Origin of the sequence: Duganella zoogloeoides (genome assembly GCF_034479515.1) — a bacterium.
In the GTDB taxonomy this organism is placed as follows: domain Bacteria; phylum Pseudomonadota; class Gammaproteobacteria; order Burkholderiales; family Burkholderiaceae_D; genus Rugamonas; species Rugamonas zoogloeoides.
In genome coordinates, this window is record NZ_CP140152.1 from 4,425,873 (window position 1) to 4,438,769 (window position 12,897).

9 protein-coding genes are annotated in these 12,897 nt (G+C 62.1%); 5 read left to right on the plus strand and 4 right to left on the minus strand.

Annotated features, from left to right (window positions below; all coding sequences use genetic code 11):
* Window positions 1–4: 4 nt before the first annotated feature.
* The 4 genes from SR858_RS19590 to SR858_RS19605 form a co-directional block, all read right to left on the minus strand.
* Window positions 5–3,019: an ExeM/NucH family extracellular endonuclease gene (locus SR858_RS19590; protein WP_019921862.1), complete on the minus strand. Its 3,015-nt coding sequence runs from the start codon at window positions 3,017–3,019 to the stop codon at window positions 5–7.
* A 116-nt stretch (window positions 3,020–3,135) separates the two neighbouring features.
* Window positions 3,136–4,140, minus strand: coding sequence for a TIGR03790 family protein (locus SR858_RS19595; RefSeq protein ID WP_019921861.1), 1,005 nt, complete (start codon window positions 4,138–4,140; stop codon window positions 3,136–3,138).
* Between the two features lie 144 nt (window positions 4,141–4,284).
* Window positions 4,285–4,782, minus strand: coding sequence for an FxDxF family PEP-CTERM protein (locus tag SR858_RS19600; RefSeq protein WP_019921860.1), 498 nt, complete (start codon window positions 4,780–4,782; stop codon window positions 4,285–4,287).
* 412 nt (window positions 4,783–5,194) lie between these two features.
* Window positions 5,195–6,334 carry a sugar phosphate nucleotidyltransferase gene (locus tag SR858_RS19605; RefSeq protein ID WP_026637287.1) on the minus strand — a complete coding sequence of 380 codons (1,140 nt, stop codon included), beginning with the start codon at window positions 6,332–6,334 and terminating at the stop codon, window positions 5,195–5,197.
* 650 nt (window positions 6,335–6,984) lie between these two features.
* Between SR858_RS19605 and SR858_RS19610 the strand changes: the two genes are divergently transcribed.
* From SR858_RS19610 to galE, 5 genes are all read left to right on the plus strand, one after another.
* Window positions 6,985–8,544: a hypothetical protein gene (locus tag SR858_RS19610; RefSeq protein WP_019921858.1), complete on the plus strand. Its 1,560-nt coding sequence runs from the start codon at window positions 6,985–6,987 to the stop codon at window positions 8,542–8,544.
* A 171-nt stretch (window positions 8,545–8,715) separates the two neighbouring features.
* Window positions 8,716–10,077 carry a hypothetical protein gene (locus SR858_RS19615; protein ID WP_019921857.1) on the plus strand — a complete coding sequence of 454 codons (1,362 nt, stop codon included), beginning with the start codon at window positions 8,716–8,718 and terminating at the stop codon, window positions 10,075–10,077.
* A 23-nt stretch (window positions 10,078–10,100) separates the two neighbouring features.
* Window positions 10,101–10,622, plus strand: a complete 522-nt coding sequence (locus SR858_RS19620) for a serine acetyltransferase (protein ID WP_019921856.1) — start codon at window positions 10,101–10,103, stop codon at window positions 10,620–10,622.
* Window positions 10,619–11,806: a glycosyltransferase family 2 protein gene (locus SR858_RS19625; RefSeq protein WP_019921855.1), complete on the plus strand. Its 1,188-nt coding sequence runs from the start codon at window positions 10,619–10,621 to the stop codon at window positions 11,804–11,806. The genes SR858_RS19620 and SR858_RS19625 overlap by 4 nt, the downstream gene beginning before the upstream one ends.
* Before the next feature lie 24 nt (window positions 11,807–11,830).
* The gene (gene galE, locus SR858_RS19630) at window positions 11,831–12,832 is read left to right on the plus strand and encodes a UDP-glucose 4-epimerase GalE (RefSeq protein WP_019921854.1); all 1,002 of its coding nucleotides are present in this window, start codon (window positions 11,831–11,833) and stop codon (window positions 12,830–12,832) included.
* The last annotated feature ends 65 nt before the right edge of the window (window positions 12,833–12,897 follow it).

A 12,897-nucleotide genomic window follows, 5' to 3' on the forward strand; every position in this document is an offset into this window, starting at 1 on the left:
ATCCTTAAAAATTGCCGCTGTAAACGGTGGTGGTGTAAGTGATGGCGGCGGTGCCGGTCTTGGTAAAGCTCACCGGTACGGTGATGGTGGCGCCTGGCGCCAGGCTGGCCACTGCTGCCGTCAGGTAAGGCGCCCCGCCCTGGTTACCACTGGCATTGGACAACGCCACGCCGGCCGGCAGGTTTTTCAAGGCGATCTGCAACGGACCGGTCAGCGCAGTGCCGGCGGTGTTGGTGATGCTGACCGTGCCGGTCCACTTGCCGCTGGCGCGGGCGAATACCAGCCCCGAGGCCGCGGTGCGCACGCTGGCCGTCACATCGGCCGGAGCGCCCGCCAGGTTCAGGGTCAGCACCACCGGGTCGTGGTCCGATGCGCGGTATGGCGCGTCGGTGTACTTGTCCTGCGGCTTGCCGTCGGTGTTGTAATCGACCGCCACCGGTTCGTCGGCATTGTTGTGCCACTCGGCCGCATCGGCCACCTGGGCGCTGAGCGCGGTGCTGGCCAGCGCGTGGTCCAGGTAGCCGGCTTCGCCGTTGAACACGTACGAATACGGCATGGCGCCGGCGCCGCGCACGAAGCGCTCGAGCTGGTTCACAAAACCCTGGTTGATGATGGTCTGGATCGGATCTTCGTGGCCGTAGGCATTGAAGTCGCCGATCAAGAGCACTTTCGGGTCGCCGGCGGCAGCCACCACCTGCGGTACGAAGGTGCCGACCAGGCGCTGTGCCTGCCGTACGCGGGTGGGGTTCCAGCAGCTCTGGCCATCGCCTTTGTCGGCTTCGGCAGTGCCAGCGGTCGGGCAACTGCCCTTGGACTTCAGGTGGTTGACCACCACCGTGAACTTGCCGCCGTTGGGCGCGACAAAGGTTTGCGCCATCGGCGGACGGTTGTTGATGGCGTCGCTGTCGGTCAGGGCCGTGCCTTGCAGGGTCAGCGCGGATGGCTTGTAAATCATGGCCACGCGGATGGCGTCGGTGCCGGTGGTGACCGGCTTGGGTACGACCGCGTAGGTTTTGCTGCCCGGTGCGATGGCGGCATTGAGAGCGTCCACCAGCTGCGACACCGAATAATCGCCGTCGTTCTGGATTTCCATCAGGCCCACCACGTCGGCATCCAGTGCTTTCAGCTCGCCGACGATCTTGGCGCTCTGGCGCTGGAATTCGAGCAGGTTGTCGGCGCCACGGCAGTTCGAGCGCGACGGCGTGCCGCTGCCCACGCTGCAACCCTGGCCAGTCTGGCCCAGGTGGTTGCCACCGTTGGTAAATGTGGTGAAGTAATTGAGGACGTTGGCGCTGGCCACCTTGACGTTGCCGCTGGCCAGGGCCGGTGGCGCCGGGCGCGGATTGTCCTGCGAGAACACCGGCGGCACGGTCGGCTGCAGCTTGAAGGCCGCACCGCCACCGCCCTTGGCGCCGAAGTCGATCACGCCGGTCAGGCCAGAGACAGTGTCGCCGGCACGCAGCGAACCGTCAGCACCCAGGTAAGGAATCACGGTAGGCGTGGTGAATATGCCGTCGTCGAGAATGATCTGGTTGCGTGCGTTGGCGGCTGCCAGCGCAACGGCCTCGGACGAGCCCGGGCGGTAGCGGTTGGTCGGCGTTTCCAGCCGGCCCGACGACAGCGTCACCTCGCCGCGATCGGCCAGGTACTGCAATTGCGACACGGTCAGGTTGTTATTGAATCGCACCAGCATGCCTTCCACTTGCGTGAAATCGGCGAATGGCAGTTCGATATTGGTGGGCGCGATGGCAATGCCCTTGGACAGGCCGACGATCTCGGTAACGGTGGTCAGCTCGGTATAGGTATGGCTGCTGCCGGTCGGCACGTAATCGGCCACGGTGCCGGTAATGCGGATACGGTCGCCCACCTGCACGGTGGCGGTGTTGGCGGCCGTGGTAAAGATGAACAGGCCGTCCGAGGTTTGCGGATCGCCGTCGCCCGCCTCGTCCTGGATGAAGAAGCCGGAACCGACCTTGGCGGTAACCACGCCCTCGGTCGTCTGCACCGTGCCGGCCACCGGGCTGGCCGCACCGCTGCCCTGGATTTGCGGGATGGTACGGGTGAGCGTGGCCGGTGCGGCAATCTTGACATTGACCGTGCATACCGCCTGCTGCGACTGGTCGTTGTCGAAGCGGATGCTGACCGGATAGGTGCCGGCCGCCAGGCCGGCTGCCACGGTCAGGTTGGCCGTCGCCGTGCCGCCGGCAGCTGGCGCCGACTGGAAATCGGCCAGCGCGATGCCGCCCGCGGCGCCGGCGGTAATCGTTGCCGCATTGACGATGCCGTCGGCATCGCTGGCCGACAGGCCGGCAGCGCCGCCCAGGCCCACGGCCAGCGCCAGGCTGGCCGGGCAGTTGGCCACGATCGGCGGCTGGGCCGGCACGCCGCACTGCTTGGGTTCGCTGGCAGTGGTACGCGGGCTCGGGGTGCCGGTGGCAAAGTCGCTGGCGTTGTTGTCGGTATCGGTGCAGCCGCCGTTGGCGCGCAAGGCGGCCAGGGTATTGGACAGGCCGGGACCGGTAGCACCTTCGAAGCCGCTGGCGTTATAGCCGAACAGGTCCACCAGTGCGCCGCCGGTCGGGCTGGCGCCGGTGAGCGCGGTGCCGTTCGACACCAGCGCCACCTTGCCGGCGGTGCCGCTCATGGCAAGCGTCCCGGTTAGATAGGGCGTCGGCAGGTCGGTCGTGCCGCCGGTGCCAGCCGCCTGCTGGATCAGGAAATACTGGCCCGGCTCAAGCGGGGGCGTGTTGGCCGGCACCCGGGTGGGGTTCCACGAGGTGCCGCTGGCGCTGGCGTATTGCACGCTCCAGCCGCTGATATCGACGGCGGCGCCGCTGCGGTTGAAAATTTCAATGAAATCGTTTTTATAGGTGGCGCCGCTATTGCCGCCGCCGCCATACACCTGGCTGATGACGACGGGCGCATCGGCGCGGGCCTGGGCGGACAAGGCCGCCAGCAGGGCGGCGGCGATCAGGGTACGGGGGCCGGGGATGGCGGCGGCAGTGCGAATGGAGTTCATGTGCGATCCAGGTTAACAAAATGTTTTGAATATTGTATTTTGTATATTATTGGATCTGCATGACGACATCATGACAGGTGCTTGGTCCGAATGGATCAATCACCCCGGCTCGAACGTCACCGCGCGTAGGGCGCCGCCAGCGGATCGCCGATGAACACGCCCTGCGCCGGCCAGGCCACGCTGCGCCAATAAGCCTCGATGGCGCTGTCGCCGCTCAGGTAGCGCTTGAGCAGCACGGCCGGTTGCGGGAATTTTTGCCAGTGGTTGCACGGTTCGGACACGGTGCCGTAACTGGCGGTGGCGCCCGCCTCGAGCCAGCGCAGGCTGCTCATCTGGCTGCTGCCCAGCAGGTCGCCGCCGGCGGACGTCAGGTGGTCGGCCAGCGCACCGGGCAAGAATTTCAGGGTCTCGAGCTTGTCCACCTTGATCATGCCGGTCTGGTACACCATGATGTCGCTGGCGTTTTCAAGCACGTCGGCGCGCATATTCTTGATGGTCAGTTCGTGCGACTTGACCTTGCCCGATGGCGGAAACAGCCGCGCCCGCGAACTGCGCGCGGTATCCGACGTGGTCAGATAATAGGCGCTGGCTTCCGGCAAGCGGAAGTTGCGGGTGGTGCCACGCGCGATCAGGGCTTTGCCCAGGTCGAGCGACGTGGTGGGCAGCAGCATGCTGATGCGCATGGCGGCGGCCGCCGGCGCCAGCGCGTTGCCGTCGCCGTAGTAGGCGCTGGCCTTGCCGGGGCCGCAAGGCGTGTTGCACTGATCGGCATCGTAGCCCAGCGTCAGCGCCGAGGTGATGGCATTGCAGCCCACCGCGTACGGCGCCGTCCACACCATCAGCACGGCGCGGATCTCGGGCCCCAGCTGCCCCAGGATCTGCTGGCGCAACGGCGCGAAGTCTTCAGGGCTGAGCTTGCGGGCGCGCGGATCGAGCCGCACATGGATGATGTTTTTGTCGGGAACCTGGTGCGCTTCGCGGTACACGGCGGCCAGCGTCACGCTGTTGGGCTCGTTGTCGTTGACGACCAGCGCCAGCTGGCTGGGACCCAGCGCGGCATGGGCGCCGCCAGCAATGGCAGCACCCAGCAGCCCCAGCGACAACAAGATAAATGAACGCATCGCCCCACTCCCATGATCCCCGGTCGGCACGACCTGGCTGGCGCCATTATAGGGGTCTGCGGCGGCGCCCCATAAAAAAATCCCCCGGGCTTACGCGCGGGGGATTTTTGTCAGCGGGGCGGCGTTGCCGCCTCACCTGGCTGCTCAGGCAGCGTTTTTAGCTTTGCGACGGCGAGCCATGAAGCCCAGCAGCGCCAGGCCACCGATCATCATGCCATAGGTTTCTGGTTCTGGTACGGCGGTGACGGTGATGTCGCCGCTGTAGGTGGCGCCGCTGTTTGCGGTGCCGAACAGCGACAGCACGAATGGCGCCTTGTCGGTCGAAGCGATATAACCGAAGCTGTATTTGCCGTAGTTATCGAACGTGCCTTTGGTGCCGTTCAGGTTAGACAGGACGCTATTGAAACTCAGGTTCTGGCTGCTGATGGTAACAACCACGTTGTACCAGCCGGCAGCCAAGCCGGTCAGGGTGATGACGTCGCTGCCGCCGGACAGGATGCCGTCGGTTGGCGTGAACTGACCGTTGAAGTGGTTCTGGTCGCCATTGGTCGGGTTGACGAAGACCGGCACGGATTGATCGGCAGCGGCGGCGCTGAACGAAGCGGCGGCCAACAGGCTTGCTACAAGCATCTTGAATTTCATTTGAAAATTCCCTAAAAGTTATGGCTACGCTACGTCGCCAAAAATGTGTTTTTACAACAACTGTGAGGATGATAGCACAATGAATCCCATGTTCCGTTGCAATTTCCTTACTTTAGATAATTTTTTTGAAACCATTTTGCATTGCGGTATAAACATTTCCTGGCAACACAAAAGAGTTCCACAGTGTGAAAATTTCGTTATGAAAGACACATAAAGCGACGCCGAATTCGAAAATTTAGCGAATAAAATCAAATACTTGCGAAGTGTGATGCAAAAAAGCCTCACAATTGTGATCACTTTGGCATTTATGAGAAGTGTGACGAATGTCGAGGGGGAGGAAGCGAGGAATGAGCGGGGACAAGTAACTTGGTCGGGGCAGCGCCAGAGAGCGCTGCCCCGGATATGACATTATTTACGCTGCGATTTCTACCTCGGACCGCGGTTTGCTGCGACGATCGCGGGCATTGGTCCACTCGCTGGCGGTGTACTCGGACACGTGCTTCATCTCGCCTGCGCGATTGACGCTGTATTCCTTAAAGACGATCATTTCTTCCAGGCTCACGTCCTGGAACACGCGCGTGTACTCGAACAACACGCTGCGCACGATCTTGGCACCGGCGCAAATATGGCTGCCGTGGCCGATCCAGGTTGGTCCGATGATGGTGCTGCCAGCCTCGATCTTGCAACCCGAGCCAATGTACACCGGGCCTTCGATGGTGGTGCCTTCCCAGTCGATGCTGGTGTTCAGGCCAACCCAGATGCCATCGGCCAGCTGGATGCCCGGCACGTCCATGTGGGCCACTTCGCCCATCATCACGCTCTGCGACACTTCCCAGTAATCCTTGACGCTGCCGATGTCGATCCAGTTGAACGTGCGGTTCTGGGCATAGAACGGCACGCCCTGCTCGACCAGCAGCGGGAACAGCTGGGAACCGATGTCGAACACGGTGTTTTCCGGGATCAGGTCGAGGATTTCGGGTTCGAAGATATAGATGCCGGTGCTGACAAAGTTCGACAGCGCTTCTTCCTGGGTAGGCTTTTCCTGGAACTGCTGGATACGGCCATCCTTGTCGCTGACGACCACGCCGTAGCTCGACACCTTGTCATAAGGTACTTCGCGGCAGATCACGGTTGCCTTGGAGCCCTTGCGGCGGTGCTCGAACAGCGCCGATTTCAGGTCGAGGTTGATCACCGCATCGCCGCACAGGACGATAGTGGTGTCATCGAAGAAACCGCCGAATTGCTGGATCTTCTTCATGCCGCCAGCCGAACCGAGCGCTTCGGCCACGACTTCGCCTTCGTTGTTGGTGTATCCCTCGAACGAGTAGCCGATCTGGACGCCGTACTGGTGGCCTTCGCCGAAATAATCCTCGATTTTTTCGTGCAGGTAGCTGACGTTGACCATGATCTCGTTGACCCCGTACTTGGCCAGGTGTTCGATCAGGTAAGCCATCACCGGCTTGCCCAGCACCGGTATCATCGGCTTGGGAAGGTCAAACGTCAGGGGGCGCACGCGGGTACCCTTGCCTGCGGCCAAGATCATAGCTTTCATAATGAGGTCCTCTATCTAGATAGTTAAAAAATGTTTGGAACAGGCGCGCGGCACGCAGTACGTCATGGCGCACAAGCAGCCGCAGCAGCCCGAGTAATCAACCCTGTCGGTTGAATCATGACATACCGTCAACTTCTTGACCAGCCCAAAATGCTGCGTGTGCACATTCGCCCCATGGCGCGCGCTTCGGTGACTGGTCTCTTGCAACGCAATATAGCAGAGCCTACCGATCACGCCCGCTTCGACTGGCAGCAGTGCGCGCGACGCCGGCATTAATATCAATTGAATATCGGCAGTGGTAATAATCTATTTCAATAAAAATATTTCGATAGAACAATATGCTTTTGACACCCCTTCATATTCAAATTAAATAGTAACTAAATTTAATAGTCAGTACGCGTTGAATATATGCCATGTCGCTTGTTTTTTGGTTAAACCGGGTCAAGCAGATCCCGCGCAAACCCTGCAACTGCGGGGCTAATCAAGCTTTTTTATGAGTATGGTCAATACGTCCACAATGTGTTGCACGGGTGCTGCATCCGATCGAATTGAATTGAAAAAAATTTCGCTACGGAAAGGGTTTGTGTATAATAAATTTCAGGTTGCGTCATCGCCCTAATCAGTTTGAAATTTAATTCCAGGAGTTAGACATGTTTCTCAATAAACCGTTTTCTGTGTCCGCGTCCCAGCTCACCAAAGTGATCGGCTGGTCGGTGTTGAGCGCGTGCGCCCTGACCTTGAATGTGCAGGCGCAGACCACCACCACCCCGCCGGTGAGCATGAGCACGCCACCAACGTTTGCCAGCTACACCAATCCGTTCAGCGCGCAATCGCTATGGAATGTGCGTCCGGTGAATCCTGTACTCGACACTTCGTACACCATTCCAACCTCCAGCTACTACCCCGAAATCACCTCCGGGGCCTACTCGACCGGCCTGTTCCTGGCCAAAGAAACCGACCTGCCGATGAAGATTTATGGCCAGGGTGGCGCTAACCTGGTCAACAACCCGGACGCCGGCGGCACCACCGAAGTGACGCTGCCACGCTGGCCAGCCAACACCTTGCCCGCTACCGGTAGCGACGGCCACGCTGATATTTATGACCCGGTGACCAATATCATCCATTCGTTCTGGCAACTGAAAAAAGTCAATGGCAAATGGCAGGCCGCCCTGTACGCGTGGTCGCCGGCCAATGACACTGGCTGGGGTACCCCCGCCCACTTCTACCTTGGTGCCCGCGCTACTGGCGTGGCCGCCTCAGCAGGCTTGATCCGCGCACACGAAGTCAATGACGGCTTGCCAATGTACCGTCACGCGCTGGCCATGTCGCTGACCTACAACGCCCTGTCGGCCACCGAGCCTTATGTTTACCCTGCCACCTCGGCCGATGGTGATGCGGCCAAGACCAATACCGGCAAAATTCCGCAGGGCGCGTTGCTGATGTTGCCAGCGAGCTACGATACCTCCAAGATTTCCAACCTCGCCTTGCGCAAAGTGGCGGAAACACTGAAAAATTACGGTGCGTACGTGGTCGACCGTAACGTGGGCACACCATTCGTCATCAACGTGGAAATCGGCGCCACGCTCGGTCTCCACGCCAAGGGCTGGGACAACAATGTTGCCGCCGAACTGGACCGCATGCGCCAGAACTTGCGCCGCGTCGTCGGTGCACAAAGCTGGCAGGATGGTAATGGCAAAGCGTTCGACGTCAACATGCCAAACCTGAATGCGCTGTCGATGCGCGGTCCGTGGGTCAAGCAGTCGGGCACGGTAGCCGGCACGTTCGACACTTGGTCGCAGTCGCTGGTCTTCCCGGCCTCGCCAACGGAAACGGTCATGGCTAACGGCAACTCAACCGGCCTGAGCAAAGTTAAATGGGGCGCGCCGGTCGTTGGCAGCACGCAGCAACTGAAGATCGCTAATGTCAACGGCGCCACCTTGCGCATGATGTTGTACTCGGGCGGCACCATGGTGTTCGACACCGGCTACCAGGGTAATAACTACACCAAGCGCTTCGTCTGGCCGTCCGGCGCATGGTTCGTACTCTACGCCCGCAATGGCATCAACAAGGCATCGAGCGTGCGTGGCGAACTGGTCACCGTCGAACTAGCACCGGCGACCATCGCCGCTAACGCCGCCAAGGCTGCCACACTAAAAACCTTGCTGCAAGCGTCGCCGACCTACACTGGCTCGCGTACCGGCGTGAAATGATCCATGCGGGGTGCCTCTACTGACCCCGCTTCACATAAGAACTGGCCGACCTCGCGTCGGCCAGTTGCATTTTGCAGTGCATCAAAAAACCTACTGTGCGCCCTGGAAGTGGATTAAAATACATCGATTATTGATCAGATTGCATGCGCCGCTCCCGCGCTGCCACGCACTATGAACCGTTTCAGCCTCAGCTCGCTGGTCCTGCTCGGCCTGACCAGCACCTCGTTTGCCGCCACGCCGCCACAATTTGGGACCGCAGAACATCCATTTGCTGTTGACTCCCCTTGGAATGCCCGTCCGGTAAAACCCGTTTTTGGCACCGCCGAAATTCCCACGTCCGACTATTTCCCCAGCATTGGCGGCGGCCCTTTCTCCACCATGAGCTTCCTGGGAGGTAAAGATTCGCCCTCGCAGGAAGTCTTGGGCGCCAAGGGCAAGCCCGATGTGTGGGATTACAACCAGAACGTCCAACGCGCCATTACCGTTACCCACTGGCCGGCGGGGCTCACGCCCGCCAGTGGCAGCGACGGCCACGCTGATATCGCCGAGCCCGACACTGGCATGCTGCATTCGTTCTGGCAACTGCGCCAGCGTGACGGCCACTGGGCGGCGGTCGGCTATGCCTGGACTCGCCTCAGGGGGCGGGGCTGGGGTGATCCCGCCGATTTTTACCAGGGCACGCGCGCGGTTGGCATTCCGTCCACGGCCGGCCTGATACGTCGCCACGAAATCGACGACGGCCTGCCCACCTACCGTCACGCCTTGGCCATGTCACTTACATATAACGGACTGGCAAGCAAGCCGGCCTATATTTTCCCGGCGACCGCCGCTGACATTGACGCTTCGCGCAATACCGGCAGCATTCCCGAAGGCGCGCTGATGATGCTGCCCCCCGGTTACGATAGCAGCAAGATCAGCAACCAACACTTGCGCAAGGTGGTCGATACCCTGAAAACCTACGGTGCCTACGTGGTCGATCGCAACGACGGTACGCCGTTCTTTATCTTCGTGGAAAATGGGAGCGGCTTCAACTTGCACGGCAATGGCTGGAACGTCGAGGTTGCCAAGGAACTGCAACGCATTCGGGCCAACTTGCGCCAGGTCGTCTCGACAGAAGGCTGGATCGATGGCAACGGCAAACCGATGAAAATGGAAAAGCCAACCAACCTGCTTTCCCTGCGCGGTCCCTGGCGCGGCAAAGGCGGTGAATACGACGCCGTCAACGACCAGCTCACGCTCGCAGCGGGCGCCAAGTCGCGCAGCTCGGTGCTGCGCGACATCGGCCGCGTGAACTGGGCCGCGCCATCCGCTGGCGACCAGTGCCGATTTACCGTACGCGCCACCGGCGGCGCCACCCTGGCGCTGCAAGTACGCAGCGAGGACATGAGCCGCCAGCTGTTCGACAGCGGCCCGCTGGCCGACGGCGCCAGTGCGCTGCTGCCCTGTCCTTCGGGCAAGGCGCGTTACGACCTGATCGCCGCTGGCGGCAGCACCGATGCCACCGTGCGCGCCACGCTGACCAAGCAAGATTAATATGATACGAAAGCACCAATACCATGGCTGATGATGCAGACTGGGCGGCCGACCTGGACCGTTACGGCATGCGCCGCCCTTTCCTCAAGGAACAATCGATCTGGGCCGTGTGGCTGTATCGCCGTGGCCGCCGGCTCGATCGTCGCCCGCCCGGTCTCGGGCGCAAGCTCGGGCTGGCCGTGTACTGGGGCCTGTTCCGGGTGATCGAAACCGTCACTGGCGTCAGTTTGCCCAAGAGCGCGGCTATCGGACCCGGCCTGCGCGTCTGGCACTTCGGCAATATCTTCATCCATCCAGACACCGTGATCGGCGCCCGCTGCACCTTGCGCCAGGGCGTCACCATCGGCAACCGCCACGCAGGCGGCCCCACCCCGGTGATCGGCGACGATGTCGAATTCGGCGCGTATGCGCAAGTGATTGGCGGCGTGCGCATCGGCAACAATGCGCGCATCGGCGCCATGTCGGTTGTCCTGTGCGACGTGCCCGACGGCGCCACCGCCGTTGGCGCCCCGGCCCGCATCATTGCCGCGCGGGAGGCTGCATGATTACTGTATTGAGCATTATTCTGTGCGCCGTGCTGGCGCTGCTGGCGATTCCCGTACTGGTGCTACTGGTGCAGTCGCTGCTGGCGGCCAAGCCGGCCGGCCCGGGTCCGGCCATGACCGGCCGCCGCCCCCGGGTAGCGGTGCTGGTACCGGCCCATAACGAACAGGACGGCATCGGCGCCACCTTGGCCACGCTGCTGCCGCAGATGCTTGCCGGCGACCGCGTACTGGTCGTGGCCGACAACTGCTCCGACAACACTGCCGGCGCCGCCCGCGCGGCCGGCGCCGAAGTGCGCGAACGCCACCATGCCGAACAGCGCGGCAAGGGCTATGCGCTGGACTTCGGCGTGCAATGCCTGGCCGAAGATCCGCCCGAAGTCATGCTCATCGTCGATGCCGACTGCCTGGTCGAGCCGGGCGCCATCGACCGCCTGGCGCGCACCGCGCTGGCCAGTGGCCGGCCGGTGCAGGCGCTGTACCTGATGCGCTCGCCTGCTGGCAGCGGCCCGATGAAGAAAATCGCGGAATTCGCCTGGACCGTGAAAAACCTGGTGCGCCCGCTCGGCTTCCTGCGCCTGGGCATCCCCTGTCCGCTGATGGGCAGCGGCATGGCCTTCCCGTGGTCGGTGATCAGCACCGCTTCGCTGGCCAATGGCCACATCGTCGAAGACATGAAGCTGGGCATGGACCTGACCCGCGCCGGCACGCCGCCGCTGTTCTGCCCGTACGTGCTGGTCTCGAGCACCTTCCCCAGCAGCGACGCCGGCACCCAGAGCCAGCGCCGCCGTTGGGAACACGGCCACCTGAGCATGATCGTCTCGGCCGCGCCACGCTTCCTGTTCGAGGGTCTGATGCGTGGCCGCATGGCCATGGTCGGCATGGCGCTCGACCTGATCGTGCCGCCGCTGGCGCTGCTGTCGCTGGTGGTGATCGCTGCGCTGGGCGCCAGCGGCCTGTTCGCACTGATTACCGGCGCGGTTGCGCCACTGCTGTTTGCGCTGTCGATCGCCGTGGCGATGGGCGTGGCCGTGCTGCTGGCCTGGTGGCGCTACGGCCGCCAGACCCTGAGCGCGGCCAACCTGGCAATGGCAGTGCTGTATATTTTCTGGAAGGTGCCGGTCTATATCGGCTTCCTGATCAACCGCCAGGTCGAATGGGTGCGCTCCAAGCGCGACAGCGAATAACTCTTAAAATACCAAGGAATCCTCATGAAAGTTCTGGTTACCGGCGGCGCCGGCTACATTGGCTCCCATACCTGCGTCGAACTGCTGCACGCCGGTCACGACATCGTGATCGTTGACGACCTCTCCAACAGCACGGCCGATGTGGTCGAGCGCGTGACCACGCTGGGCGGCCGCGCGCCGGTCTTCATCGAGGCCGACATCCGCGACCGCGCTGCCATGGAGCAGGTATTTGCCGCCCACGCAGTGGACGCGGTGATCCACTTCGCCGGCCTCAAGGCGGTCGGTGAATCGGTGGCGCAGCCGCTGCGCTACTACGACGTCAATGTCCACGGCAGCATCGTGCTGCTGGAAACCATGGCCCGCCACAACGTCAGGAAAATCATTTTCAGCTCGTCCGCCACGGTGTACGGCGACCCGGACACCGTGCCAATCCGCGAAGAATCCGCGCTGCGCACCACCAATCCGTACGGCGCCTCCAAGCTGATGGTGGAAAACATCATGCGCGACCACGCTAAAGCTGCGCCCGACTGGGGCATCGTGCTGCTGCGCTACTTCAACCCGGTGGGCGCTCACGAAAGCGGCCTGATCGGCGAGGATCCGCGCGGCATTCCCAACAACCTGATGCCGTTCATCGCCCAGGTGGCCGAAGGCCGCCGCGAGCGCCTGTCCGTGTTTGGCGACGACTACCCCACCACCGACGGCACCGGCATGCGCGACTACATTCACGTGGTGGACCTGGCCATCGGCCATGTCAAGGCGTTGAACAAGCTCGACGACAATCACGGCGTGCTGACCTACAACCTCGGCACCGGCGCCGCCAGCAGCGTGCTCGACATGGTGCGCGCTTTTGAGCGTGCCTGCGGCAAAACCATCCCGTACAAGATCGAACCACGCCGAGCCGGCGACATCGCCGTATGCTACGCTGCCACCGACGTCGCCGAGCGCGAGCTGGGCTGGAAGGCGCAGCGCAACATCGAGCAAATGTGCGCCGACACCTGGCGCTACCAGCGTAGCCTGATACGCTAAGCAGCACCTGCCGCACCACACGGAAGGCCGCTCAATGCAGATTGGGCGGCCTTCTTTCTTATGAT

Coding starts and splice junctions, on each gene's coding strand:
- SR858_RS19625 (WP_019921855.1), top strand. CDS start 10,619: ATGATTACTGTATTGAGCATTATTCTGTGCGCCGTGCTGGCGCTGCTG.
- SR858_RS19620 (WP_019921856.1), top strand. CDS start 10,101: ATGGCTGATGATGCAGACTGGGCGGCCGACCTGGACCGTTACGGCATG.
- SR858_RS19600 (WP_019921860.1), bottom strand. CDS start 4,782: ATGAAATTCAAGATGCTTGTAGCAAGCCTGTTGGCCGCCGCTTCGTTC.
- SR858_RS19610 (WP_019921858.1), top strand. CDS start 6,985: ATGTTTCTCAATAAACCGTTTTCTGTGTCCGCGTCCCAGCTCACCAAA.
- SR858_RS19605 (WP_026637287.1), bottom strand. CDS start 6,334: ATGAAAGCTATGATCTTGGCCGCAGGCAAGGGTACCCGCGTGCGCCCC.
- galE (WP_019921854.1), top strand. CDS start 11,831: ATGAAAGTTCTGGTTACCGGCGGCGCCGGCTACATTGGCTCCCATACC.
- SR858_RS19615 (WP_019921857.1), top strand. CDS start 8,716: ATGAACCGTTTCAGCCTCAGCTCGCTGGTCCTGCTCGGCCTGACCAGC.
- SR858_RS19595 (WP_019921861.1), bottom strand. CDS start 4,140: ATGCGTTCATTTATCTTGTTGTCGCTGGGGCTGCTGGGTGCTGCCATT.
- SR858_RS19590 (WP_019921862.1), bottom strand. CDS start 3,019: ATGAACTCCATTCGCACTGCCGCCGCCATCCCCGGCCCCCGTACCCTG.